Below are 24,198 nucleotides of genomic sequence, written 5' to 3' on the forward strand. Positions count from 1 at the left end.
CCCGCCGTCCCCGCGACGGACACGACCCACCACCCCCTCCCGAGGAGTCCGCAATGGCAATCGCCGATTCGACTCGCCTCGTGGTGACCGCCCCCGAAGCGAAAGCGCGCAGCAAGCGCAAGGCACCCCAGGTGCCGATGACGCCGCGCGAGCGGAAGAACCTCCGCATCGCCCGCGCCCTGCTGTGGCCAGCACTCGCCGTCGCGATCGTCATCACGCAGGTGCCGTTCCTCATCACGATCTACTACTCGTTCCAGACCTGGAACCTGCAGCGCCCGGGTGACCGCGGCTTCGCGGGCTTCGACAACTACGCCAGGGTGCTCTCGAACGGCGAGTTCTTCAGCTCGCTGTGGGCGACCGTTCTCATCGTCGGCGTCAGCGCGATCGTGTCGCTCGTCGTCGGCATGCTGCTCGCGATGCTGCTCGACCGGAAGTTCTTCGGCCAGGGCCTTGCGCGCACCCTGCTCATCACACCGTTCCTGATGATGCCGGCCGCGTCGGCGCTGATCTGGAAGTGGTCGATGCTCGACAACGACGCCGGGTTCGTGAACTGGGCGCTCGGATTCATCGGCATCGATCCGGTTGCATGGAACACCAGCTTCCCCGTCGCCACCGTGATCATCGCTCTCGCGTGGCAGTACACGCCGTTCATGATGCTGATCCTGCTGGCCGGGCTGCAGAGCCAGCCGCAGGATGTGATCGAGGCCGCATCGGTCGACGGTGCGGGGCCCCTGCGCACGTTCGTCTCGATGACGCTGCCGCACCTGCGCCAGTACGTCGAGCTCGCCGTGCTGCTCGGCGTGATCCTGATGCTGCAGGTGTTCGACCCGATCGCGATCATGACGAAGGGCACCGGCGGCACCAAGACCATGGCCTACCTGCTGTACGAACGCGCGTTCATCGGGCTCGACATCGGCGAGGCCGCCGCATACGGCGTGCTGACGGTGATCGTCACGATCATCGTGGCCACGATCGCGCTGCGCACGCTGTTCAAGATGTTCAAGGTGGAAGGAGACCTGAGATGAGCACTGCAGTCGTCCCCCGTGGGGGTCGCGCGCGCAAGCGCGTCGTCGGCGGTGTGCTCACCGTCGTCACCTGGGTCGTCACGCTCGCGTTCTTCTTCCCGGTCGCGTGGATGGTGTTCACGGCGTTCAAGCCGGAGCGCGCCGCGTCGACGAATCCGCCGACGTTCCTCACCGAGCTCACGTTCGACAACTTCGCGCGGGTGTTCGACTCAGGGTTCTCCGCGTACCTGATCAACTCGTTCTCGGCATCCGTGATGTCGACGATCATCGTGATGCTGCTCGCGTTCCCCGCCGCCTACGGGCTGTCGGTGCGGCCGATCGTGAGATCCACCGACGCGCTGTTCTTCTTCATCTCGACGAAGTTCCTGCCGCTGGCGGCGGCGATCATCCCGATCTATCTGCTCCTGCAGAACTTCGGAATGCTCGACAACGTCAGCGCCCTGACGATTCTGTACCTCGGCATGAACCTGCCGCTCGCGGTCTGGATGATGCGCTCGTTCCTGATGGAGGTGCCGCGCGAGATCATCGAGGCAGCCCAGGTCGACGGTGCCAAGTTCAGCACCGAGATGCTGCGGATCGTGCTGCCGCTGGTGGCGCCCGGCATCGCGGCGGCCGCACTGATCTGCTTCATCTTCGCGTGGAACGAGTACTTCCTGGCGAACCTGCTCACCTCCACGGTCGCCCGCACGGCACCGCCGGCGCTCGGCAGCTTCGTCTCGGGTCGCGGGCAGTTCCTCGCGGTGCTGAGCGCCGCGGCGACGGTCGCCGTGCTGCCGGTGATCATCGCGGGGTGGGTGGCGCAGAAGCGCCTCGTGCGCGGTCTCGCGATGGGTGCCATCAAGTAATCGATATGACTGGTCCTCTCTTCCTCGGCATCGACGCCGGACAGACGACGGTGAAGGCGGTCGTGCACGACGACCGCCTTCGCCCCGTCGCGACCGGGCGCCGATCGAGCCCTGTGCACCACCCGCGACCGCGGTTCGCCGAGCGCACGCAGGACGAGCTCTGGGCAAGCGCCGCAGGAGCGATCGCCGACGCCGTCGCCCAGGTGGATGCGAGCCGGATCACCGCGATCGGCATCAGTGGTCACGGCGACGGTCTGCACCTCGTCGACGATGACGGCGAGCCCGCCTCCCCTGCCATCACGGCCATGGACGGCCGCGCGTTCCGCGAGTGGCAGCGGATCACCGGCGATGCCGACAGAGCGAAGACGATCCTCGAGGTGTCGGGGCAGCAGGCGCCGCTCGGCGGCGCAGGGCCGCTGCTCGCATGGATGCGCGAGCACGATCCGGATGCCACGGAGCGCGCCGCGCATCTGATCTGGTGCAAGGACGTGCTGCGACTGCGCCTGGTCGGCGGCGATCCGGAGACCGACCTCTCCGACGCGACCGCGTCGTTTCTCGACATGCGTCGCGGCCAGTGGAGCCGCGAGGTGCTCGAGGCCTACGACCTCGGGTGGGCAGAGCGACTGCTCCCGCCGCTGCGGCGCTCGGCCGACATCGCGGGAGCCGTCACAGCGGATGCCGCCGCAGCGACCGGACTGGCCGAGGGGACCCCCGTCGTCGTCGGGCTGCACGACGTGCAGGCGTCGGCGATCGGATCGGCGGCTCTGGTGCCCGGTCGTCTCTCGCTCATCGCCGGGTCGTTCAGCACCAACGGTGTGACCACAACGGGCGATGAGGTCGATCCCCGCTGGCAGTGCCGCGTGTCCATCCGGCCCGATCTGCGGGTGGCGATGTCGACATCACCGACAGCGTCGCCCGCGCTCGAATGGGCGGTGCGGGTGCTCGGAGGCGGGGCGCACGACGCCCGTGATGCGCTGTTCGACGAGGCGGCGGCGCTCGAGCCCGACGCCGACACACCCGCGATGCTCCCGTATCTGCTCGGCTCGCCGCTGGGTGATGCGCCGACGGCCGCGTTCGCCGGAATCCGCGCGGGGCACGGCCGCGGGCACGTGTTCCGCGGCGTGCTCGAGGGCATCGTCTGCATGCACGTGTGGCACACCCGCGCGCTGGCGACGAGCTACGACTGGAACGGCCCCATCCGACTCGGCGGCGGCATCTCGCGGTCTCCGCTGTACGTGCAGATGGTGGCGGATGCCATGGGGCAGCCGGTCAGCGTCGTGCGCGGAGACGAAGTGGGCGCGTTCGGAGCAGCTGCCGTCGCGGCGCTCGGCGCCGGGCACTTCGCCTCGATCGACGAAGCGCAGGAGCTCGTCGAGCTCGCAGATCCCGTCGCTCCCCGCGTCGAACTCGCCGGGCACTGGCAGCGCATCATCGCGCGCTTCGACGCCTTGAACGATAGCCTCGCTCCGTGGTGGATCGAGAACGCCTGATGTCGGCGAAGCAGAGCGGAACGGCGACGAGGCACGAGGGCATCCTCGCCCAGCTGGCCAGGCAGCAGCGCGTGCACGTCTCGGATCTGGCCGCGCGCTTCGACGTCTCGGAGGAGACGATCCGACGCGATCTCGTCGCCCTCGAGCACAGCGGCGACGCTGTGCGAGTGCACGGCGGCGCGATCGTGCCGACGGCGGCGGTCGAGCCGGGACAGGTCAGGCCGGCGGTCGATGACGACGGCGTCGTCGGTGCCGTGCTCGGGATGCTGCCGGCATCCGGAAGCATCTACCTCGCCTCGGGGCCGGTCTCGCACGCCGTTGCGGAGGCACTGCCAGACGCCGCCGATCGCACACTCATCACCTCGTCGATCGAGATCGCACTGCTCGCCGCCATCAAGCCGGCGACGGTCGTCTACAACCTCGGGGGCCGCGTGCGCGGCGACGTGCGCTCGGGGGACGCACAGTTCGGCCCGTGGACGAACGAACTGCTCGCCGAGCTGAGGATCGGAACCGCGGTGATCGAGGTGGGGGTGATGGGTCAGGACGGTGCCGTGCTGGCGCAGACGCCGCAGCAGGCGGAGCAGGTGGAACAGGCCCTCGAGATCGCGGAGCGGAGAGTGCTCGTGATCACGGGCCGCGGCGGTGAGCCCGGGCTGGCAGTGGCTGCGGGGCTGGCCGATTTCGACGACATCGTCTCGGTTGCGCAGCTTCCTCGCGATCTCGCGGCGCGGGCCGCTGAAGCCGAGATCCGGGTCGTCGTTCCGGAGGCGGCGGCATGATCGGGCCGAGCGACGCGTCATACGCGATTCGGCGACGTGATCTGCCGGCGCAGCGTGCGGAAGGGGCATCCGGATGACCGGGATCGTGACCGTGACGCTGGCCCCGGCGATCGACCTCACGTATCAGGCGGACGCCGTCGTTCCCGGGGGCGTGAACCGCGCCAGCGCGTGGACCCGCGAACTCAGCGGCAAGGGCGTGAACGTCTCGCACGCTGTGGCGCTGTCGGGCACGTGCACGGTCGCCGTGCTGCCGATGGGCGAGGCGGACGCGCGCGAAGCGGAAGCGAGATGGCTGCGGCCGGTCGCGGCGCGCGAGCGCACGCGCGTGAACGTGACGATGGCCACCGCCGATGGCGTGACGACGAAGCTGAACGCGCCGACGAGCCCGCTCTCGCCCGGCGAGGTGGAGGCGGTGCTCGGCGAGACCGTCAGTCAGGTGCGAGCGATCGGCGCGGAGTGGATCGTGCTGGCCGGCTCGGTGCCCCCGCTCGCCGCGGATGGCGATGACGTGCCGGATGGCGGCTCTGTCGACCTGTGCCGTCTGATCGATGCGCTCGCCGCGGAGACCGACGCGCGCATCGCGGTCGACACCAGCGGCGACCCGCTCGCCCAGGTGTTCGCAAGCTCGCTCGACAAGGTCGCGCTGGTGAAGCCGAACACGCACGAGCTCGCCGCGGCGACGGGGCTGCCGCTGCGCACACTCGGTGAGGTGCGCAGCGCCGCGCTCCGGCTGATCGAGCGCGGCTGCGAGACCGTGTACGTCTCGATGGGCGAGGACGGGGCCCTCGCCGTCACGCGCGACGGCTCGTGGTGGGCCCGCGCCGTCCCCGCCGCGATCATCAACTCCACCGGCGCGGGCGATGCCTCTCTCGCCGGCTTCCTCGTACACGCTCTCGGCGCCGCGCCAGGCTCGCGAGATGCGCACCTTTCGTCGAGATGCGCCGATATTGACGCCGATTTGTCGAAAAAGTACGCTTCTCGCGAGCCGGATGGGCCGGAGCAGGGGCCGGATGTGCCGGTGGCAGGGGGACCGGATGGCCCGCGCGCAGCCATCGACGTGGCGGCCGCCATCGCGGGGGCCGCCCGCTTCGGGGCGCTGTCCGTGTCTCAGGCGGGAACCCTGCTGCGCGACCCGGCCTCGGCACCCCAGGCCACCGTCGTCGCAGAGCCGGACGGCGACATCCGATTGGCTGACCCGGCGGGGTAGGCGAATCGCGAACGTACCTCGTGTGATCGAGCGTATGCCTCAGATCCGGATGTCAGGGGCACATTCGATCACAAGAGGTACGTTCAGCGCGGTGCGGGTGTGCTGCCCCGCACGACCAAGTGCATCGGGATGAGCGCATGCTCGCGAGCCGGCTCGGCGGGGGACTCGAAGCGCTCGAGTGCCCGCTCTGCGGCGCGGCGGCCGAGCTCCGCGGGGTCCTGCGCCATCACGGTGACCGCGGGGGTCAGCGCGTGCGCCATCGGGAAGTCGCCGATGCCGACGAACGCGAGCCCTGCGCGCTTCAGCGGCTCGAAGGCGCGCATCGTGACGCGGGCGTTCGCGGTGACGGCCGCGGTCGGCGGTTCGGGCAGCGCCCGCATCCGGGCGATCGCCGCCGCGGCCGATTCGGGGTCCGTCGCCTCGAGCGAGACGAGGTCGTGCCGGGGATGCTCGGAGGCGCCCGTCGTGTCGCCTGCGCGGTCCGCGTCATCCGACGCGTCTCCGGGCTCGATCCCCGCATCGCGCAGCCCGAGCCGCCACCCGTCGCGACGGCGTTGGGTGCTCGGCGGATGCACGCGGTCGGCGAGGAACGCGATGCGCCGATGGCCGCGTGAGACGAGATGCTCCACGGCCCGCCGTGCACCGTCGACGTCGTCCTCGCGCAGCTCCTCCGCCTCGACGCCGCGCGCCGGTCGGTCGACGAACTCGATCGGCGTGTGCTCCAGCCACGGCTCCAACCACGACTGATCCTCCGCGACCGGCGCGAGGATCAGCCCCATCAGCTGCGCTTTCAGCAGAGCCTCGATCACGTCGCGTTCCCGCTCCGGATCGTCGCCGATGCTGGCGACCAGCGTGGTCACGCCCGCCGGCGCGCACACGGTCTCGACCGACCGCACGATCGCGGAGAAGAACGGGTCGCCGACATCCGGAATCGCCACGCCGACCGACTGTGATCGCCCGTGCCGGAACGTGCGCGCGAGAACGTTCGGCACATAGCCGGTCTCGCGCATGGCGCGCTCGACGCGGTCGCGGGTCTCCGGCCGCACGTGCGGGTCGGCGTTGAACACGCGCGACACCGTCTTCGCGCTCACCCCCGCGTGCGAGGCCACATCCTGCATCGTCGACATCTTGCGCTCACCCTATCCGTGCATCGCGTCGCCAGAGGAACGCCTCTCCCGAGGGACCCGGTCGTACGCGGTGAGCGAGCTGGCCCGCTCGGGAACGGAGCGGCCGCTCGCGTCACCGCGTCACCGCGCGGCCAGCTCCTCGTCGATCACCGCGGCCAGCTCTGCAGCCCGCACGGCGGCGACGCCGGTGAGCCGTTCCTCGCGCTCGTCGGCTGACGTCGACAGGCAGTCCTTCCACAGCGAGCGGCCGGCCATCGCGCCCGCGCTGCCGTGGCGCACAGCGGTGCGCACCTGGCCGACGAACGTGGCGTGATCGACGCCGGCCGACAGAACCGCCCACGGCACGCCCTGCGCGGCCGCATGCACGGCATCCGACGCCTCGGCCGACCCAGGGTACGGGATCTTCAGCACCTTCACGCCCTGCTCGACGCAGATCCTCGTCGCATCCTCGATCAGCCCGCCGAACGCGGCAGCGTAGTCCTCCTCGCTCTCACCTGGCAGACGGTAGGTGAGGATCTCGACGATCAGCAGCACGCCCTCGTCGTTCGCGGCGGTGACGAGATCCCGGATGGCCGTGACGACTTCTTCCTCAGCGTCGCCGCGATCGGGGCGCAGGTAGAAGAGCATCTTGACCGCATCGCCGCCCAGCTCGCGCACCCGGCGCGGCGACATGCCGTCGATGTATCGGGTGCGGCGCAGCCCCTCGTCCGTCTCGGCGAATCCGCTCGCGTCGAGCGCGACGACCAGGCCGGTCTCCGGCGCGATCACGCCGTCGTCGACGATCTCGGGCAGCGCGGTCTCCGGGTCGAGCAGGATCGCGGGGGCGCGGTTGCCGAGGTGGCGCACCAGGTCGGATTTGGCGGCGGCCAGACCCGCGCGGTCGACCGTCTGCGGGTCGTCGGTCATGACCTTCTTCATGCTGTTGCGCTGGTCGGCGGCGACGATCAGCATGCCGCCGCCCGGCGTGGTCAACCTGCTCAGGGCGCGGCGTTCCAGTGTGGTCAGCTCGTTCATGGGGCTCCTTCTCATGGGGTGGTTCCGGCGAGTCCGGATGTGCGGTGTACGTCGGGCGTCAGGGTGTGAGGGTGGATCGGAGGGCGCGAGCGGCGATCAGCGCCGCTCCGTATGCGGTGTCCTGTTCGCGCTCGCTCACCCGCAGGTCAGGCAGTACGGCGCTGCGGGCGCGACGCACGCTGCGCATCGACGACCAGCCGCCGGTGAGCAGCGCCGACGTCGCCTGCGGCACCTCGCGGTCGATGGCGTCGATGAGCAGCCGGATCTCGTCGTTGCTGTGGCGCAGGATCGCCTCGAACACGACCGCCGGCGTGGCGTCGTCGGCGAGCGCGTTCAGGCGCAGGGCACCGTCGTCGTTGCGCGCCCCTGAGACCTCGACGGCCGGCAGCGGGCCGTTGATGCGCATCACCTCGGCGTCCAGCGCGTCGCGCGCCTGCGCGCCGGAGATGCCGAACAGCCGCAGTGCTCTTCGCAGCAGCAGACCGGTCTTCACCCCCGCGACGAGAGCCCAGCGGCCGGGGATCACGTGCGGCACGACGTTGATCAGGCGCTCGGCGAGCCTCGCTCGCGCCGCCAGGTCGAGCGGGGTGTCGAGCACGCGCAGCAGCACCTCGGCCGTGCCGAGCGACACGTCGTAGCGGTCGGCGGCGACGCCCGCTCCGGCGGAGGCTACGAGGTGGTCGTGCCCCGCCACGGTGACGATCGCGCCGCGGAAGGCGTCGGGCACCCACGCGGCCTCGGCTGTGCCGGATGGGGTGCCAGCGTCGACGACGGGCGGGAGCAGAGTCTCATCCGTGCCGAGATGCGCGAGCATCTCCGGCCACGCGCGCCCGGTGTCCTGATCGATCAGACCCGTGCGGCCGAGCAGAGAGCGCTCGGCGACGAGCTCTCCGCCGAGCAGGTGCGCCGCCCACTCCGGCACGCTCGAGAATCGTGCGCCGGCGAGAGAGATGCCCTCGTCGCGGCGGTAGGCGATCTTGGTCGTGGTCACCTGAACGCCGAGGGGGATGCCGCACCTGCCGGCGAACTCCGCTGCGATCAGGGCAGGCACACGGCCGAGCTGATCGGCTCCGCGCGGATCGAACCACGCCGGCGCCGGTGCGAGGGGTGCCCCATTGCGGCCCACCAAGAAGCCGGACTCGCCCATCCCCGTCGTCGCCAGCGCGTCGACGCGCTCGCCGGGGCGCAGCTCGGCGAGACGGGCGGACGCGCGCGTCAGCAGCTCCTCGAGCGCGGTGCGCAGGGCAGCCGACTCCAGATCGGTTGTGCCGTTCGGACCGGACGTCCACGGCGTCGGAATCTGCTCGCGCAGCACCTCGTCATCCGGCGCATCCGTCGAAGAGATGAGCACCTTGATGCCGGTGCTGCCGATGTCGAGACCGGCCATGAGGCTCATGAGGTCACCACCGATCCGGATGCCTCCGCGCAGGAGGGGCTCAGGCATGTCATCGATGACATGCGGGTAGGAACGAGTGAGTCGCGGGGCGCCATCGCTCAGATGTCCTGGTCGGTGGGCAGGATCACGACGTCGCGCAGAGTGACGTGGCGCGGACGGGTGAGCATGTAGTCGATCGCATCGGCGACGTCGTCGCTGGTGATGCCCGTGCGGTCGGCGACCTTCTCCGCGACGCGGTCGGTCTCGTTCTCCTGATAGCCCCACAGCTCGTTGAGCACGACGCCAGGCGCGATCGCACCCATCCGGACGCCCGTGCCGACGAGCTGCTGGCGCACCGCGTGGGTGAACGCCTGCATGGCGTGTTTGGTGGGGGAGTACACCGGTTCCCACTGCACGTCGATGTGCCCGGCGACCGAGCTGGTGACGACGACGTCGCCCGTGCCATGGGCCACGAGGTGGGGAAGCGCCCCGCGCACCGTGGTCATCACACCGGTGACGTTGGCCTGCACAGTCGCGGCGATCTCGTCGTAGCTGGCGGTGAGGAAGTCGCCGCCGAGATACAGCCCCGCATTGGCGAGCACGATGTCGAGACGGCCGAACCGCTCCGTCGCGGTGCGCACCGCGAGCTCGATCGTGGCGCCGTCTGCGACGTCGCCCTCGACGACCGCCGACTCGGATGTGAGGGAGGCCGCCACCGGCTCGAGGCGTGCGGCCGAGCGGCCGACGAGCACCGTGCGCACGCCGCGGTCGGCGAGTCGGCGTGCGGCGGCGCGCCCGATGCCCGAGCTGGCGCCGGTGATGATCGCGACCTGTCCGTCGATGGTCATGGTTTCTCCTTCGAATCAGCGTGGGTCCGGTGGGCGCCGCGCGAGGCGCAGGCGACGCCCACCGGAGTCGGAACGATCAGCAGGTCGACTGGTAGACGGCTTCGCCGCCTTCGCCATCGATGTTGTCCTGCGTGATGACGGTGAACCCGGTCTGGATCTCCGCCGTCGTCTCCTCGCCGTCGAGAGCGGCGACGGCCTGCTCGACCGCCTGCTCGCCGATCGACGCGGGCTCCTGGGCGACGAGCGCCTGCACGATGCCGTCGCGCAGCTGCTCCACCTGGGCGGGGCCCGCGTCGAAGCCGACGACGGTGACGTCGTCGCGGCCGGCCTGCTGCACACCGGTCGCCGTGCCCTCGGCTGCGAACAGGTTCGCGGCGAAGATGCCGACGAGGTCCTTGTCACGCTGCAGCGCGGCCGTCACGATTCGGGCGGCCTCATCTGGCTGATTGTGGCTGTACTCGATGCCGACCGATTCGAACTTGTCGTTCTCGGCGACGGCGGCCTCGAAGCCCTCGGCACGAGCATCCGACGTGGTGATGCCGGGGTCGATGGAGACGACGAGCACCTTTCCGCCCTCGGGGTGGGCCTCCTCGATCGCCGCGAAGGCGGCCTCGCCCCCGCCGTAGTTGTCGCTCGCGATGGCGGATGCCGCGAACGACGGGTCCTCCACCGTGGTGTCGACGAGCACGACCTCGACGCCGGAGTTCGCCGCAGCCTCGATGGGCGCCTGCATGGCCGACTGATCCGTCGCGGCGATGAGCAGAGCATCCGGGCTCGAGGCGACAACCGAGTCGACGAGCGGCTTCTGCAGGGCGGGGTCGAACTGCTTCGCGCCCTGCGTGTCGACCGAGACGCCGAGCTCTTCGGCTTTCGCCTCGACGCCGCACTGCATCGAGATGTAGAACTCGTCGCCGGCGACGCCCTGTACGAACGCCAGTTCGTAGCCGCCGTCGCCGTCTCCGCCGGCATCGCCGCCGGATCCGCCGTCGCCTGACGAGCATCCGGCGAGGGCGAGAGCGCCGACCGCTCCGATTGCTGTGATGGACAGTGCCTTGGACCACTTCATCGTGTCCTCCTTGTTGGTGAAAGGTGAGGGATATGGGCTGTTGGGGGCTGTGGCGGGCGCCCGCGTTCGCGGCGGAGGCCCGCCTGGCTCATCCGCGTCTGCGGGCGAACAGGTGCTTCCAGACGCTGACGTCGCCGCCGCGGGACGCCTGTGCGCGACGCACCTGGTCGACGTACACGGCGACGATGAGCACGGCGCCGACGGCGACCTGCTGCCAGAAGGGCTGCACGCCGAGGATGACGAAGCCGTTCTGCAGCACGGCGGGGATGAACAGGCCGACGATCGAACCGATGATCGTGCCGATCCCGCCGAACAGCGAGGTGCCTCCGATGACCACCGCGGTGATCACGTTCAGGTTGGTCTCGGTCTGACCGGCGATCGCCGTCGTGGAGAACTGCGCCAGCGACATGATCCCGGCAAGGCCCGCGAGTCCGCCGGTGAGGGCGTACACCGCGATCAGCCGACGGTCGACCTTGACGCCGACCCGCCTGGCCGACTCCTCGTTCGAGCCGACGGCGTAGGTGTGCAGGCCGAATCGCGTCCGATGCAGCACGATCGCTCCGATGACGATCACGACGAGTGCGATGACCGAGATGATCGGGATCGTGCCGAAGACGTTGCCGTAGCCGATGGACTCCGTGAGCACCTGAGGCACCTCGCGGATGTCGACGCCGCCTGTGAGGATCTGTGCGAGGCCGAGCGCGATCCCCATCGTGCCCAGCGTCACGATCAGCGGCGGCACCTTCAGCTTCGCGATCACGAAGCCGTTGAAGAAGCCCCAGAACAGGCCGGCGGCGATCGAGACCACGATCCCGACGATGGCGGTTCCCCAGCCGTCGCCGCCGATCGTGCGCATGGCGATCGCCGCGGCGACGCCGGAGAAGACCAGGACGGAGCCGATCGACAGGTCGATTCCGCTGGTGATGATCACGAATGTGATCCCGACGGCGAGGACGGCGAGGATCGATGCGTTCTGGATGATCAGGCGCACATTGCCCCAGTGCGGGAACGTGTCAGGCGCCATGACCGAGAAGACCACGACGATCGCGATCAGCACGATCAGGATCTGCAGCCACTGGGTGCGCGCGAGCCGCGCGAACAGGGTCTCCTTCGCATCGACCCCCGCGATCGCGGTGGTCTCCGGGCCCATCTTCGGTGTTCTGGCGTCGAGGCTCATGCTGCCGCGTCTCCCGCGTTCGCGCCGGTCATCAGACCGACGAGCTCTTCCATGCTGGTCTTGTCGGCTTCGAGCGTGGCGACGCGATGACCGAGACGGATCACCTGCACCCGATCGGCCACCTCGATCACGTGCGGCATCGAGTGGCTGATCAGGACGACGGCGATGCCGGTGTCGCTGACGCGCCGGATGAGGTCGAGCACGTTCTTCGTCTGACGCACGCCGAGCGCGGCGGTCGGCTCGTCGAGGAAGACGAGCTTCTTCGCCCAGTGCACGGCGCGCGCAATCGCGATCGCCTGGCGCTGCCCGCCCGACATCGACCCGACCTGACTGGTCAACGAGCGCACGGTGGCGCCGAGGTCGTCGAACGCGCGGCGGGACTGGCGCCGCATCTCCCCGTCGTTCATGAACCCGAATGCGCCAGCCAGCCCGCTGCGCATCACCTCCCGCCCGAGGTACATGTTCTGCACCGGGTTCAGGTGAGGGGCGAGTGCGAGGTCCTGGTGCACGGTCTCCATGCCGAGCGCGCTCGCGGCCGCCGGCGTCGGGAGGTCGACGGGGCTGCCCTCGAACTCGATGGTGCCGTTGTCGACGGCGAGGTTTCCGCTGAGAGCCTTCACGAGCGTGGACTTGCCCGCTCCGTTGTCACCGATCAGGGCGGTGACCTCGCCGGGATACACCTCGAAGTCGGCATCGTCGAGCGCCCGCACGTGACCGAACTGACGGTTCAGGCCGCGAGCTTTCAGGATGGGGGTTGTCATGAGTTCCTTCCGATCAGGCGACGTCGCTGTCGCCGAGTGTCTGGGGCCATCCGGAGCCCGGTCGGTGCACGATGAGGTTCGCCTCGGCGCCGGAGGCCCGCCACGGACCGAACGCCGCAGGCACCGCGAGCACGTCGCCGCGGGCTGCGGAGACCGACTCGCCGCGGGCGCCGTGCAGCTCCGTGTCGGCCACGGCGAGGACGACGGCGAATCCGGCGTCGAACTCCGCACCGGAACCGGCTCGGTCGAGCCGGAAGTAGGCGTCGGCGGCCGGCGGGAGCAGGCGGGCGGATCCGGATGCCGGGGAGTCGAGGTCGTTCGAGCGCACGAGAGCGTCGACGTCGGTGAGAGCGGACGTGCTCACGGCGCCCATCGCGGTGTCGAAGCCGAGATCGAGATGCGACTCCTCGCGCGTGGACGTCGTGATCGACCACTCCAGCAGCAGCGAGAAGTCGGTGGGCTCCTGCACCTCGGCGACGAAGATGCCTGAATCGATGGCGTGTACGGTGCCGGCGGGGACCAGCACGCCCATGCCGCGGTGCGCCTCGAAGCGGTTCATGCGGGAGAGCATCCACTCGGAATCCTGCGCGTCGCGTCGGCGGTCGAGCTCATCCGGATCGACGGCCTCGCTCCACCCGAGGTGGAAGGCCGATCCCGGTTCGGCGTCGAGCACGAGCCATGATTCGGTCTTGCCGTAGGGGCAGTCGAGATGCGACAGCGCGAACTCACGGCCGGGGTGGACGTGAACCGGGAGTCGCTGGCGCGCGTCGAGGAGCTTCACGAGCACGCCGGTGTCGCTGGGGCGCGCGGACAGCGAATGGTCGCCGCCGATCCAGGCCTCGGGGTCGGCGGCGACGAGGTCTCGCAGCAGCTCGCCGTCGGTCGTGCTGGCCAAACCGGTCTCGCCTTCGCCGGCGCGCGGCACGGTCGCCGCCAACCATTCCTCCGGCTGGAACGGGTTCGACTGCTCGATCCCGCGCAGCGACGCGATTCTGTCGCCGCCTCGATAGAAGTGGTCGATCAGGTTCGGCGCCATCCTGCGCGGGTGCAACTGTGGGTCCACGTTCGTCTCCCGTCATGACATCGATGTCATTTGGGAAGGCCTCTCTGCCTTCCGACTTCTGATGACCAAGCATGTGGGCATCAGACAACGTTGTCAAGACCTCTTCTCGGACAGTCTGAGGTGGGCGCTCCGGGCGTCCGTCGGAGCCGGAGCTGTGCGACTGTGATGGCGGCATCTATTCAGTCACAAAAGTGAGCGAATCACGCAGTTATGATGACAACAATGTCGTGAATGCGCAATATGGGGGCACGACGGTTCCGATCACAGGTGGACCGACCAGACGAGGCCCTCTCGGCCGGAAGGACAAGGCCCCAATTGCGCACGAGCAACGTGACCGAACGTGAGATTCTGAGCCAGCCGACGGTGTGGCGGCAGGCGCTGGAGCTCGACACCAGCGTCCCCGCCTTCGGCCGGCGGGGAGAACGCGTGCTCTTCCTCGGGTGCGGTACCAGCGCCTACGTGTCCGAGTCGATTGCGGCGCTGCGCGAGACCGCGGGCCACGGCACGACCGACGCCGGATACGCGTCGGAATGGCTGCCTGGGCGCATGTACGACCGGATCGTCGTGATCAGCAGGTCCGGCACGACGAGCGAAGTGCTCGCCGTGCTCGAGCAGGTGCCGTCGGGAACAGCGACGACGGCCATCGTCGGCGTCGAAGGCTCACCGGTCGCAGCCGCCGTCGATCAGGCGCTGGTTCTCGACTTCGCCGACGAGAGCTCCGTCGTGCAGACCCGGTTCCCGAGCACCGTGCTGGTGCTCGCGCGCCGCGCATTCGGGGAGGAGCTGACGGATCTGGCCGCGCAGTGCGAAGCCGCGCTGACGCGCCCGCTGCCCGTGCGCGTCGCCGATCACTCCCACTTCGTCTTCCTCGGCCGCACGTGGACCAGAGGGCTGGCGCAGGAGGCGGCACTGAAGGTCCGCGAGGCGGCGCAGGCGTGGTCGGAGGCATATCCTGCGCTCGACTACCGGCACGGTCCGATCGCCGTCGCCGGTGCTGGGTCGCTCGTCACGCTCTTCGGTGACCTCGACTCCGCGCTCGCGGCCGACGTGCGACGCACGGGCGCCGAGGTCCTGCACCACGACGTCGACCCCTTGATCCAACTGGCTCTCGCCCAGATGCTCGCCATCCGCTTGGCGGAGGAGCGGGGGCTCGACCCCGATTCGCCCAGGCACCTGACGCGATCCGTCGTTCTGAGCTGAGATGGGACTCTGACGGCGGGAGTCCCGGCGACTCGCCGCAGACCGGTCGATGAACAGTCCGCAGAGGAAGCACAACCCGCAGAGGAAGCAATCATGATTCGTCACCACCACAGCGCATTCCGTCACAGCCGCACGATCCGCCGCCGCGCCGCGGCCGTCGCGATCGCCGCATCCGCCGCCCTCGGGCTGGCTGCCTGCTCGTCCGGCGCACAGCCGGCGACGAGCCTCGATCCGGATGCCGACGTCACGCTGACCTGGTGGACAGGGCAGGCGGATCAGGCCCAGACGATCCTGGAGGGCCTCGCGGACGAATTCGAGCAGGAGCATCCGAACGTCACGATCGAGATGTCATCAGGCGCTCCGTCGACCGAGGACCTGCTGCAGAAGCTGTCATCGTCGTTCGCGGGAGGCACCTACCCTGACATCTCGTACGCGTTCGGATCGTGGGCGAGCGAACTCGCCGGCTCTGACCGGACGCTCGACATCACGGATCGGCTGAACGACGATCCCGATGTGGGATGGGAGGAGTTCTCCGGTGCGGCACAGGCGACCGCTCAGCCGGAGGGCGGGGCCACCATCGGATTTCCTGCGGTCGTCGACAACATCTCCCTGATCTACAACAAGACGGTCTTCGACTCCGCGAGCGTCGAATACCCGACCCAGGACTGGACGTGGGAGGACTTCCGTGAGGCCGCGGCCGAGCTCACCGACCCCGCCACCAAGACCTACGGGTACGGATACTCGGTGTCGGGTTCGGAGGAGACGACGTGGCAGTTCTGGCCGCACCTGTGGCAGCGAGGCGGACAGATCCTCGACGGCTCTGAGGCGACGTTCGACTCCCAGGAGGGCGTCGACGCGCTCACCTTCCTGCGGGAGATGGCCGTCGAAGACGAATCCGTGTACCTGGATCAGACCGACACCAAGTTCGGGCAGTTCTTCGCCAGTGACCAGATCGGCATGATCACTTCGGGCCCGTGGACGCTCTACGACCTGCAGACTGCGGGCACGGACTACGGCGTCGTCCCGCTGCCAGGCACGGACGGCGACCACACCACGATCTCCGGTGCGGACATCTGGGTGATGTTCGACCATGAGGACCCGAACCGTGAGCACTGGTCGTACGAGTTCATGAGCTGGCTGACGGCGGCGGAGCAGGACGTGCGCTGGAACGTGGTCTACGGGAATCTGCCGCTGCGCGAGAGCGAGACGGAGACGCCAGAGTTCCAGGAGCAGGTGGAACAGATGCCCGGCCTCGACGTGATGGCCGCGAACAGCGAGAACGCGACGATTCCGCGGCCGACTGTTCCCGGCTACGTCAACCTGTCTGAGGCGATCGGCACGGCGATCTCACAGGTCCTGCAGGGACAGGCAGAGCCGCAGGAGGCTCTGGAAGGCGCAGCGGATGACGCCACTGCGGCTCTGGAGGACGAATGACGGTGAGCGCGCCGGCGCGGCGGCCGGGCATCCGGCTGCGCCGCGCGCGCGACACCGCGACGGGGTGGGGATTCGTCGGGCCGGCGACCCTGATCGTGCTCGGCCTGTCGATCTTCCCCGCGGTGTGGGCGTTCCTGCTGTCGCTGCAGGAGTGGAACGGATTCTCCGAGCCCGAGTGGGTGGGGGCGGGAAACTACGCCGACATGGCCTCAGACGCCGATCTCGGCGCCGCCGTGATGCACACGCTCGTGTATTCGGCGATGTTCGTGCCGGCGTCCGTGCTGCTCGGCCTCGGCCTGGCCGTCGCGCTGAACCGACGGATCATCCTCGTCGGGCTGTATCGCACGCTCATCTTCCTGCCCTTCGTCGTGTCGGCCGCCGCGACGGGAATCCTCACGACGTACCTGTTCAACCCTCAGTTCGGGCTGGTCAACAATCTGCTCAGGATCCTCGGGCTGCCTCAGCAGGGATGGCTCGAAGACCCGGCGCAGGCGATGCTCGTCATCGCGATCATGTCGGTGTGGGGTCAGGCAGCGCTCACGACGGTGATCTACCTCGCGGCGCTGCAGGATATTCCCGCCGAGCTGTCGGAAGCGGCCAGGGTCGACGGCGCGAGCCGCTGGCAGACGTTCTGGCGCGTGATCTTCCCGCAGCTGGCGCCGGTCACCGTCTTCGTCACGATCTGGCAGGGCATCCAGGCGATCCAACTCTTCGACGTCGTGTACACGACGACCCGCGGCGGTCCGCTCGGCGCGACGGAGACGATTGTCTACTACCTCTGGAACGCCGCGTTCCGAGAGCTCGAGTTCGGATACGCGTCAGCCGTCGCATACGGCCTGTTCGCGCTGACGCTCGGCATCACGCTCGTCGTGGTCATCAAGCAGCGGCGCGCGGCGAAGGGAGATTCCGTATGACGACGCTCATCGACAGAGGGCTGCCGCAGAACCCGAGTCCGAACCCGAGCACGGCTCCGACGACGACGCGCGCGATCACCGTGCAGAAGAAGCGTCGGCGTCGCCGTTCCTGGGCGCACCTGCTGCTCATCCCGGTCTCGCTCGTCTTCGCGATTCCGTTCCTGCAGATGTTCATCACATCTCTCACGCCCGAGTCCGAGATCAACCGGTTCCCGCCGAGCTTCATCCCGTCAGTGCTGACGTTCGACGGCTATGCGAAGCTGTTCCAGCAGTCGGACATCCTGCTCTGGCTGGGCAACTCCGTCATCGTCTCCGGCGTCGGAATCGCCTCGCACATCGTGCTCTGCTCCCTGGCGGGGTACGGATTCGCCCGGCTGCGATTCGCCGGCCGGAACGTGAGCTTCCTGATGATCGTGGCGACGATCATGATCCCGACGCAGCTGCTGATGGTCCCCACCTACGTGATGTTCGCCTCCGTCGGCATCATCGACACGCTGGTGGCCGCGATCGTGCCGTGGCTCGCGACGACCTTCGGCATCTTCCTGATGCGACAGTTCTTCCTGTCGCTGCCGGCGGAGCTCGAGGAGGCGGCGCTGCTGGACGGCTGCTCGAAGTTCGGCACGTTCTGGCGGATCATCTTTCCGCTCGCGCGGCCCGCCCTTGCCACGCTCGCGATCTTCACGCTGCTGGGGTCGTGGAACGACCTGGTGTGGCCGCTCATCGCGATCAACGATCCCGGCGCGTTCACCGTGCAGCTGGGCATCACGAACTTCCAAGGAGCGCGGCGCACCGACTGGTCGCTGCTGATGGCGGCGAACGTGGTCGCCACGCTTCCGCTCATCGTCTTCTTCGTGATCGCACAGCGGCAGTTCATCGCCACCATGTCGTTCTCGGGGGTGAAGGGATGACCCATTCGGCTCCGGATGTGCGTCCGATCCTCGTGGTCGGGGACGCGAACGTCGACCTGGTGCTCCGCGGTGACGTCGTGCCGCGGTTCGGTCAGGCCGAGCAGCTGCTCGATCGTGCGGACCTGGTGCTGGGAGGCTCTGCCAGCATCGTCGCCAGCGGCACGGCGAGACTCGGAGCGCCGACCGCCCTGATCGCGAGGGTGGGGGACGACGCCTTCGGCAGATTCACGCTCGATGCGCTGCGCGGAAGCGGCGTCGACGTGACGGGTGTTGCGGCCACGGGCGCCGCTGCGACGGGAGTGTCGGTCATCCTGTCCGCGCCGGAGGACCGCGCGATTCTGACGGCGCCAGGTGCGATCCCGCTGCTTGCCGCAGACGACGTGATCGCCGGCCTCGAGGCCTGGCGAGGGGCGCCGGGCATCCTGCACGTGGCGAGCTACTTCTTGCAGCCGTCGCTGGCGGCCGAACTGCCTTCTGTGCTCGCAGCCGCACGCGCCGGCGGATGGACCACATCACTCGACACCAACTGGGATCCGGACGAGAACTGGCACGGCGTCGAAGGCGCACTGCCCCACCTGGACCTGCTGCTGCCCAACCGCAACGAGCTGCAGGCGATCGCCCGATCGCTCGGCGACACGGGTGGGCACGACGAGGAGCTCGCACGCGGGATCTCGCGCTGCGGCCCTCGAGTCGTCGTGAAGGACGGCGCGCGCGGAGGCTGGTCCGTGCGCGCTGATGAGGAGCGGGAGAGCGCACCGGGCCTCACCGTCGACGTCGTCGACACGACAGGAGCGGGAGACAGCTTCGACGCGGGATACCTCGCGGCGCTCGCGCACGGCGTCGAACGCGAGCAGGACCGGCTGCGCTGGGCGGCGGCGGCCGGCTCGGTGTCGACATCGCGGTCCGGCGGAACCGCCGGCCAAGCGGACCCGGCCGAGCTGCGCGCGGCGATGGCACCATGATCACGGCACTCGCGCTGAGCCCGGCGCTCGACGTGACCTACGTCGTCGACCGTCTGCAGGGAATCCAGCGTCCCCGCGAGGCCGTGAGGGTCGCGGGCGGGAAGTCGCTCAATGCAGCCCGCGGCCGTGGCGCTCGGCGCACACGACGTCTCCGCCGTCGCCGTGCTCGCGCGGCGCGCGGGGGGACGTGCGGCGCGCCGCTCGCGGCGACGGCCTCTGCTGACCGCGATGACGACGGGGCGACGCCGACGCGCACCTGTGTCTCGATCTTCGACGCGGGCGCGGGAGAGCTCACCGAGATCTACGAGCGACCGGTCGCGGTCTCCGCCGCCGAGGCCGATCTCGTGCTGGACGCCGCGCTGGGAGCGCCGGGTGCGGCAGGCGACTGGTTCCTGCTCTCCGGAGGCCTTCCGCAGAGCCTTGCTCCCGAGACGGTCGCCGGCGCGGTGCGCCGCGTGCACCAAGCGGGAGGTCGGATCGCGATCGACACCCACGGACGCGCCCTGCGAGCGGGAGCCGCGGCCGGGCCGGATCTCGTCAAAGTGAACCGTGCCGAAGCGGTGGAACTGCTCGGCTGCGCCCCCGACGTTCCCGGCGACCGTCTGGTCTCCGGCCTGCACGGATTCGTCGCCGGCGCGGGGCGCTCGTCCTGCGTCGTGGTCACGGACGGCGAGGACGGGGCATGGGGGTTCGACGGGGGAGAGGTGCTCAGGGCGCGCAGAAGCGGACCCGTCGGAGCATTCCCCGTCGGCAGCGGCGACTCGTTCCTCGGCGGGCTGATGGTCGCGTTCGAAGCGTCGTTCTCGCTGCGAGAGGCGCTCCCGTTGGGCGCCGCAGCCGGCGTGGCGAACGCACAGCTTCCCGGTGCCGCGCGGCTGGACGCCGCCATGGCGCGCCGGCTTGCGGCGGGCATCCGGGTGGATACGTTCTCCGGCTCTGCCGCGCGCTGACGCGCGACGGCTCAGTCCTCCGACGCGTCCGCGACGACCTGCACGTCGACGCCGGCCGCCGCGATGGCGTCGAGCTCGCGCTGGTCGGCCGACGAGTCGGTGACGAGCACATCGACCTCGGACAGCTCTGCGACCTTCGCCAGCGTCGCCCGCCCGATCTTCGACCCGTCCGCCACCACCACGACTCGATCGGCCTGCGTCACCATCGCGTGATTTGTGCGCGCCTCGGTCTCGTTGTGCGTGGTCGCACCGCCACGGGCGCTGATGCCGTCCGTGCCGAGGAACGCCGTGCCCACATTGATCGCTGAGAACGTCTTCTCCGCGAGCACCCCGACGGCCTCCAGCGAGCTGGACCGGATGAACCCGCCGGTCATGATGACCGTGAGCCTGCTGCGGGAGGCCAGTTCCGTCGCGGTGGTGAGCGCGTTGGTCGCGACGGAGAGATCGTCACGCACCGTCAGTGCTCGGGCGACCGCCGCGGCTGTCGTACCGCCGCTGATCGCGACGGAGTACTGGCCATCGGGAAGCAGACCTGCCGCGTGCTCCGCGATGCGCAGCTTCGCCTCCCTGAATCGGGAATCGCGCAGCTGGACGGGGACCTCGGTCGCCGGGTCGAGCGCGCGCGCTCCACCGTGGGAGCGGATCAGCAGGCCCTGTTCGTCCATGTCGGTGAGGTCTCGGCGCATGGTCGCCGTCGAGACGGCGAGGGCTTCCGCGATCTCCGTGAGCCGTGCGGAACCGCGTTCGTTCACATAGCCGAGGATCCGAGCCATCCGGTCGGCGCGCCGACGAGACGTCGCGTGCGGTGCCGCTGCCTGTGCGATGGACATGTCGACGCCTCCTGTGTTCGTGCCCCAACGAGGCATGCAATCGGATCAGTCAGAAAAGTGAGCGAATCAAGCAAACTCTGCGTCGATTATTGCACGTTACGCGCGAACTCGGAGATGATCGACGCATGGTCAACATCGCATTCATCGGAGCGGGCAGCGTCGTCTTCACTCGGCAGCTCGTCACCGACATCCTGCGCTTCCCCGAGCTCGCCGATGCGCGCTTCGTGCTGCACGACATCGACTCGGCGCGGCTCGCCGTGGCGGAGGCGACGGCGAGCCACGTCAGCGACCGACTCGGCGCGCGCGCCGTCGTCGTCGGAACGACCGACAGGCGCGCGGCTCTCGACGGAGCCGACTTCGTCATCAATATGATCCAGGTCGGCGGCATCGACGCGACGCTCGCCGATCTGGAGATCCCGGCACGGCACGGGCTGCGACAGACGATCGGCGACACGACGGGCATCGGCGGGGTCTTCCGTGCGCTGCGCACCTTCCCTGTGCTGAGTGATCTGGCCTCGGACATGCGCGACCTGTGCCCCGACGCCTGGCTGCTCAACTACACGAACCCGATGGCCATGAACGTCTGGTGGCTGTCGGTCACCGCCCCTGACATCAAGGTCGCCGGCCTCTGCCACAGCGTGCACTGGACCGCACACGACCTCGCCGAACTCATCGACGTCCCGTTCGAGGAGACCCGCTACCGTGCCGCAGGAGTCAACCACCAGGCATGGCTGCTCGAGTGGACGCACCACGGGCAGGACCTCTACCCGCAACTGCGCGAGCGCATCCGCGGCGACGACGAGCTCTCCCGCCGAGTGCGGGTGGAGATGTTCCGCCGTCTCGGCAGGTATCCGACGGAGACGAGCGAGCACTCGGCCGAGTACCTTTCGTGGTTCCTGCGCTCGGACGAGCAGGTCGAGCGCTTCCGCCTGCAGCCTCTCGAATACGTCGACATCAGCCGTGAGAACGTGGCGGAGTTCGAAGCGACGCGTGACGCGCTCGCCGCGGGGCGCGATCTCGAGCTCCCGGACGGCGCGAGCGAATACGCACCGCAGATCATCCATTCCCTCGTCACCGGCACGCCGAGCGAGGTGCACGTGAACGTGCCCAACCGCGGGCTGATCGACAACCTGCCGGAAGACTGCGTCGTGGAAGTGCCGGCGACAGTCGACGCAGCAGGCGTTTCGCCCATGCCGATGGGCTCCCTGCCCGTGCAGTGCGCAGCGGTGAATCAGCCGTATGTGTCGGTCGGGCGCCTGACCGTCGAGGCAGCCCGCACCGGAGATCCCACCCTGATCAGGCAGGCCGTGCTGATGGACCCGAACGCACAGTCGACGCTGACTCCGGAACAGATCTGGCGGCTCTGCGATGAACTGACTCGGGCCCACGGGCAGCTGCTCCCTCCGGCGCTGCGGGCCAGCGTCCCGGCGACTGCGCTGTGACTCTCGCGGCCACGGGAGCGCTCGTCGATGCGGCTGCCGGCGACGGCGGCGCTGTGCTGGCGTTCAACGTGATCGGCCTCGAGCACGCAGAAGGGATCGTCGCAGGGCTCGAAAGCGCCGGAACGCCCGGCATCCTGCAGATCAGCGAGAACGCGGTTCGCCACCGTGGCGGCCTGCACGGCCCGCTCGTCGCCGCCTGCCGCGAACTCGCCGCGGCATCGTCGTGCTCGGTGTCGATCCACCTCGACCATGTGCAGGACGCCGATCTCGCGCAGACGGTCATCGACGAAGCGCGGCAGCGCGGAACATCCTCGATCATGGTGGACGCGGCGCATCTCGACTACGACGACAACGTGCGCACCACTGCAGCGTTCGCGCACGAGGCCCACGGTGCATCGCTGTGGGTGGAGGCGGAACTCGGCGAGATCGGCGGGAAGGACGGCGCGCATGCGCCGGGCGTGAGGACGGACCCGCGTGAGGCGGCGTCGTTCGTCGCGTCGACGGGTGTCGACGGGCTCGCCGTTGCGGTCGGCAGCAGCCACGCGATGACATCGGCGACTGCGCAGCTCGACCTCGACCTGATCGGGCGCATCGCCGCCGTGGTTCCGGTTCCCCTCGTTCTGCACGGATCATCCGGCGTCCCGATCGAGACGCTGCGCGCCGCCGTTGCGCGCGGGATCCGCAAGATCAACATCGGTACGGCGCTCAACGTCGACTTCACCCGCCGCGTGCGGGAGACGCTGAATGCGGATCCCGCGGTGACCGATCCGCGCACCTACCTGGCGCCGGCACGAGATGCCGTCGCCGAGTCCGTCGCCGGCGTGAGCACCTCGGTGCTGTCGCGGTGACAGCCCGCACGAAGGAGCGAAGACGCATGAGAGGCAGTGGGATGAACAGGACGATGATTCTCGCGGGAGCGGCCGTTGCCATGACCGCGGTGTCTGCGTGCGCCTCGACGCCGCAGAGCAGCGAGCAGGGCGACGAGCCCGTACCCGCGGCGGCCGATATCGTGCTGCCGCCGACGAGCGGCGTCTTCGACTATCAGCTCGGCGGTGCGTACGACGAGCTCGACCTGGGGGACGGGCCGGTCGGGATCGACGTCGTCGTGCGTGATTCGACGGCGGAACCGCTGGCCGGCGCCTACAGCGTCTGCTACGTCAACGGTTTCCAGACGCAGCCGGATGATGCCGACCTGTGGTCGGAGCACGAGGATCTCCTGCTGCACGACGCGGACGGCGAGCTCGTCATCGATCCGGAATGGCCGGACGAGTTCGTCCTCGACCCGGGTACGAGCGGGCAGCGCGACGGCATCGTGGACGTCATCGGTCCTGTGATCGACGGCTGCGCGGCGGGCGGCTTCGACGCGGTCGAGATCGACAATCTCGATACCTGGACACGCTTCGACGAGATCGATGCGGAAGGTGCCCATGCCCTCGCTGCGGCGTACGTCGCACGTGCGCACGATGCGGGGATGGCGATCGCCCAGAAGAACGCCGCAGAGATCACGGAGTTCGCGCACGACGACCTCGGGTTCGACTTCGCTGTGACGGAGGAATGCGGGGTATGGCAGGAGTGCGCGTCGTACACGGATGTGTACGGAGACCATGTGCTCCAGATCGAGTACCCAGGAGCGCTGGAGGACGAGGGCATGACGTTCGACCAGGTCTGCGAGCTGCCGGATCGCGCGCCGCTGACGATCCTGCGCGACCTCGATCTCGTCGCGGCGGGTGACGACGACTATGCGTATCGCGCGTGCTGAACGCCGCGACGACTCGGATCCG

At 69.2% G+C, this 24,198-nt stretch carries 23 protein-coding genes; 14 read left to right on the forward strand and 9 right to left on the reverse strand.

The window, feature by feature from the left end; translation table 11 throughout:
- Nucleotides 1–53 precede the first annotated feature (53 nt).
- From CIK77_RS11935 to CIK77_RS11955, 5 genes are all read left to right on the forward strand, one after another.
- Entirely contained in the window at nt 54–1,025 is a 972-nt protein-coding gene (locus CIK77_RS11935) for a carbohydrate ABC transporter permease (RefSeq protein ID WP_249268485.1), read from the forward strand.
- A complete protein-coding gene (locus CIK77_RS11940; RefSeq protein WP_087054040.1) occupies nt 1,022–1,870 on the forward strand; it encodes a carbohydrate ABC transporter permease in 849 nt (282 codons plus the stop codon). The genes CIK77_RS11935 and CIK77_RS11940 overlap by 4 nt, the downstream gene beginning before the upstream one ends.
- Before the next feature lie 5 nt (nt 1,871–1,875).
- Nucleotides 1,876–3,360: an FGGY-family carbohydrate kinase gene (locus CIK77_RS11945; RefSeq protein ID WP_087054041.1), complete on the forward strand. Its 1,485-nt coding sequence runs from the start codon at nt 1,876–1,878 to the stop codon at nt 3,358–3,360.
- Nucleotides 3,339–4,139, forward strand: coding sequence for a DeoR/GlpR family DNA-binding transcription regulator (locus tag CIK77_RS11950; RefSeq protein WP_140403491.1), 801 nt, complete (start codon nt 3,339–3,341; stop codon nt 4,137–4,139). The genes CIK77_RS11945 and CIK77_RS11950 overlap by 22 nt, the downstream gene beginning before the upstream one ends.
- Before the next feature lie 73 nt (nt 4,140–4,212).
- Complete coding sequence (locus tag CIK77_RS11955; protein WP_087054043.1) at nt 4,213–5,346, forward strand: 1-phosphofructokinase family hexose kinase; 1,134 nt, start codon at nt 4,213–4,215, stop codon at nt 5,344–5,346.
- Nucleotides 5,347–5,429: 83 nt separating this feature from the next.
- On the opposite strand, the gene CIK77_RS11960 is transcribed toward CIK77_RS11955, so the two are convergent.
- The 8 genes from CIK77_RS11960 to CIK77_RS11995 all read right to left on the reverse strand — a co-directional run bounded on the left by CIK77_RS11960 (nt 5,430) and on the right by CIK77_RS11995 (nt 13,777).
- Nucleotides 5,430–6,473 (reverse strand): LacI family DNA-binding transcriptional regulator, encoded by a 1,044-nt coding sequence (locus tag CIK77_RS11960; RefSeq protein ID WP_087054044.1) that lies wholly within the window; start codon nt 6,471–6,473, stop codon nt 5,430–5,432.
- A 120-nt stretch (nt 6,474–6,593) separates the two neighbouring features.
- Nucleotides 6,594–7,487: a tagatose-bisphosphate aldolase gene (locus tag CIK77_RS11965; RefSeq protein ID WP_087054045.1), complete on the reverse strand. Its 894-nt coding sequence runs from the start codon at nt 7,485–7,487 to the stop codon at nt 6,594–6,596.
- Nucleotides 7,488–7,545: 58 nt separating this feature from the next.
- On the reverse strand, nt 7,546–8,931 hold the full coding sequence (locus CIK77_RS11970) for an FGGY family carbohydrate kinase (RefSeq protein WP_212647440.1): 1,386 nt from the start codon (nt 8,929–8,931) through the stop codon (nt 7,546–7,548).
- A 50-nt stretch (nt 8,932–8,981) separates the two neighbouring features.
- Complete coding sequence (locus CIK77_RS11975) at nt 8,982–9,710, reverse strand: SDR family oxidoreductase (protein WP_087054046.1); 729 nt, start codon at nt 9,708–9,710, stop codon at nt 8,982–8,984.
- 76 nt (nt 9,711–9,786) lie between these two features.
- Entirely contained in the window at nt 9,787–10,776 is a 990-nt protein-coding gene (locus CIK77_RS11980; RefSeq protein WP_087054047.1) for an ABC transporter substrate-binding protein, read from the reverse strand.
- Between the two features lie 88 nt (nt 10,777–10,864).
- The gene (locus CIK77_RS11985; protein WP_212647441.1) at nt 10,865–11,953 is read right to left on the reverse strand and encodes an ABC transporter permease; all 1,089 of its coding nucleotides are present in this window, start codon (nt 11,951–11,953) and stop codon (nt 10,865–10,867) included.
- A complete protein-coding gene (locus CIK77_RS11990; RefSeq protein ID WP_087054048.1) occupies nt 11,950–12,714 on the reverse strand; it encodes an ATP-binding cassette domain-containing protein in 765 nt (254 codons plus the stop codon). The genes CIK77_RS11985 and CIK77_RS11990 overlap by 4 nt, the downstream gene beginning before the upstream one ends.
- A 13-nt stretch (nt 12,715–12,727) precedes the next feature.
- Nucleotides 12,728–13,777, reverse strand: coding sequence for a class I mannose-6-phosphate isomerase (locus tag CIK77_RS11995; RefSeq protein WP_140403492.1), 1,050 nt, complete (start codon nt 13,775–13,777; stop codon nt 12,728–12,730).
- Nucleotides 13,778–14,107: 330 nt separating this feature from the next.
- Between CIK77_RS11995 and CIK77_RS12000 the strand changes: the two genes are divergently transcribed.
- The 6 genes from CIK77_RS12000 to CIK77_RS12025 all read left to right on the forward strand — a co-directional run bounded on the left by CIK77_RS12000 (nt 14,108) and on the right by CIK77_RS12025 (nt 20,145).
- A complete protein-coding gene (locus CIK77_RS12000; protein ID WP_087054255.1) occupies nt 14,108–14,977 on the forward strand; it encodes an SIS domain-containing protein in 870 nt (289 codons plus the stop codon).
- A gap of 93 nt (nt 14,978–15,070) precedes the next feature.
- Complete coding sequence (locus CIK77_RS12005; RefSeq protein ID WP_087054050.1) at nt 15,071–16,411, forward strand: ABC transporter substrate-binding protein; 1,341 nt, start codon at nt 15,071–15,073, stop codon at nt 16,409–16,411.
- A gap of 2 nt (nt 16,412–16,413) precedes the next feature.
- Complete coding sequence (locus CIK77_RS12010) at nt 16,414–17,325, forward strand: carbohydrate ABC transporter permease (RefSeq protein WP_258861475.1); 912 nt, start codon at nt 16,414–16,416, stop codon at nt 17,323–17,325.
- Nucleotides 17,322–18,233, forward strand: coding sequence for a carbohydrate ABC transporter permease (locus CIK77_RS12015; protein WP_087054052.1), 912 nt, complete (start codon nt 17,322–17,324; stop codon nt 18,231–18,233). Before CIK77_RS12010 ends, CIK77_RS12015 begins: the two co-directional genes overlap by 4 nt.
- Complete coding sequence (locus tag CIK77_RS12020) at nt 18,230–19,195, forward strand: carbohydrate kinase family protein (RefSeq protein WP_087054053.1); 966 nt, start codon at nt 18,230–18,232, stop codon at nt 19,193–19,195. The genes CIK77_RS12015 and CIK77_RS12020 overlap by 4 nt, the downstream gene beginning before the upstream one ends.
- Nucleotides 19,192–20,145, forward strand: a complete 954-nt coding sequence (locus CIK77_RS12025; protein ID WP_114347261.1) for a PfkB family carbohydrate kinase — start codon at nt 19,192–19,194, stop codon at nt 20,143–20,145. Before CIK77_RS12020 ends, CIK77_RS12025 begins: the two co-directional genes overlap by 4 nt.
- Nucleotides 20,146–20,156: 11 nt before the next feature.
- Here CIK77_RS12025 and CIK77_RS12030 read toward each other — a convergent pair whose 3' ends face one another.
- Nucleotides 20,157–20,975, reverse strand: a complete 819-nt coding sequence (locus CIK77_RS12030; protein ID WP_087054256.1) for a DeoR/GlpR family DNA-binding transcription regulator — start codon at nt 20,973–20,975, stop codon at nt 20,157–20,159.
- A gap of 125 nt (nt 20,976–21,100) precedes the next feature.
- Here CIK77_RS12030 and CIK77_RS12035 point away from each other — a divergent pair, with 125 nt between their 5' ends.
- Genes CIK77_RS12035 through CIK77_RS12045 form a run of 3 tightly spaced genes read left to right on the forward strand, consistent with a single transcriptional unit; the run spans nt 21,101 to nt 24,176 of the window.
- A complete protein-coding gene (locus CIK77_RS12035) occupies nt 21,101–22,417 on the forward strand; it encodes an alpha-glucosidase/alpha-galactosidase (RefSeq protein ID WP_087054055.1) in 1,317 nt (438 codons plus the stop codon).
- Nucleotides 22,414–23,265 (forward strand): class II fructose-bisphosphate aldolase, encoded by an 852-nt coding sequence (locus CIK77_RS12040; RefSeq protein WP_087054056.1) that lies wholly within the window; start codon nt 22,414–22,416, stop codon nt 23,263–23,265. Before CIK77_RS12035 ends, CIK77_RS12040 begins: the two co-directional genes overlap by 4 nt.
- Before the next feature lie 41 nt (nt 23,266–23,306).
- Entirely contained in the window at nt 23,307–24,176 is an 870-nt protein-coding gene (locus CIK77_RS12045) for an endo alpha-1,4 polygalactosaminidase (protein ID WP_087054057.1), read from the forward strand.
- Nucleotides 24,177–24,198 lie beyond the last annotated feature (22 nt).

It is taken from the genome of Microbacterium sp. JB110, assembly GCF_003335195.1.
In the GTDB taxonomy this organism is placed as follows: Bacteria; Actinomycetota; Actinomycetes; order Actinomycetales; family Microbacteriaceae; genus Microbacterium.

What these genes read in the sequence shown, in the direction of transcription:
- CIK77_RS11960 (WP_087054044.1), bottom strand. Translation starts at nt 6,473, where the DNA reads ATGTCGACGATGCAGGATGTGGCCTCGCACGCGGGGGTGAGCGCGAAG.
- CIK77_RS12005 (WP_087054050.1), top strand. Translation starts at nt 15,071, where the DNA reads ATGATTCGTCACCACCACAGCGCATTCCGTCACAGCCGCACGATCCGC.
- CIK77_RS11985 (WP_212647441.1), bottom strand. Translation starts at nt 11,953, where the DNA reads ATGAGCCTCGACGCCAGAACACCGAAGATGGGCCCGGAGACCACCGCG.
- CIK77_RS12030 (WP_087054256.1), bottom strand. Translation starts at nt 20,975, where the DNA reads ATGTCCATCGCACAGGCAGCGGCACCGCACGCGACGTCTCGTCGGCGC.
- CIK77_RS11965 (WP_087054045.1), bottom strand. Translation starts at nt 7,487, where the DNA reads ATGAACGAGCTGACCACACTGGAACGCCGCGCCCTGAGCAGGTTGACC.
- CIK77_RS11975 (WP_087054046.1), bottom strand. Translation starts at nt 9,710, where the DNA reads ATGACCATCGACGGACAGGTCGCGATCATCACCGGCGCCAGCTCGGGC.
- CIK77_RS11935 (WP_249268485.1), top strand. Translation starts at nt 54, where the DNA reads ATGGCAATCGCCGATTCGACTCGCCTCGTGGTGACCGCCCCCGAAGCG.
- CIK77_RS12025 (WP_114347261.1), top strand. Translation starts at nt 19,192, where the DNA reads ATGATCACGGCACTCGCGCTGAGCCCGGCGCTCGACGTGACCTACGTC.
- CIK77_RS12045 (WP_087054057.1), top strand. Translation starts at nt 23,307, where the DNA reads ATGAACAGGACGATGATTCTCGCGGGAGCGGCCGTTGCCATGACCGCG.
- CIK77_RS11970 (WP_212647440.1), bottom strand. Translation starts at nt 8,931, where the DNA reads ATGCCTGAGCCCCTCCTGCGCGGAGGCATCCGGATCGGTGGTGACCTC.
- CIK77_RS11955 (WP_087054043.1), top strand. Translation starts at nt 4,213, where the DNA reads ATGACCGGGATCGTGACCGTGACGCTGGCCCCGGCGATCGACCTCACG.
- CIK77_RS11940 (WP_087054040.1), top strand. Translation starts at nt 1,022, where the DNA reads ATGAGCACTGCAGTCGTCCCCCGTGGGGGTCGCGCGCGCAAGCGCGTC.
- CIK77_RS11980 (WP_087054047.1), bottom strand. Translation starts at nt 10,776, where the DNA reads ATGAAGTGGTCCAAGGCACTGTCCATCACAGCAATCGGAGCGGTCGGC.
- CIK77_RS11945 (WP_087054041.1), top strand. Translation starts at nt 1,876, where the DNA reads ATGACTGGTCCTCTCTTCCTCGGCATCGACGCCGGACAGACGACGGTG.
- CIK77_RS12015 (WP_087054052.1), top strand. Translation starts at nt 17,322, where the DNA reads ATGACGACGCTCATCGACAGAGGGCTGCCGCAGAACCCGAGTCCGAAC.
- CIK77_RS11990 (WP_087054048.1), bottom strand. Translation starts at nt 12,714, where the DNA reads ATGACAACCCCCATCCTGAAAGCTCGCGGCCTGAACCGTCAGTTCGGT.
- CIK77_RS12035 (WP_087054055.1), top strand. Translation starts at nt 21,101, where the DNA reads ATGGTCAACATCGCATTCATCGGAGCGGGCAGCGTCGTCTTCACTCGG.
- CIK77_RS12020 (WP_087054053.1), top strand. Translation starts at nt 18,230, where the DNA reads ATGACCCATTCGGCTCCGGATGTGCGTCCGATCCTCGTGGTCGGGGAC.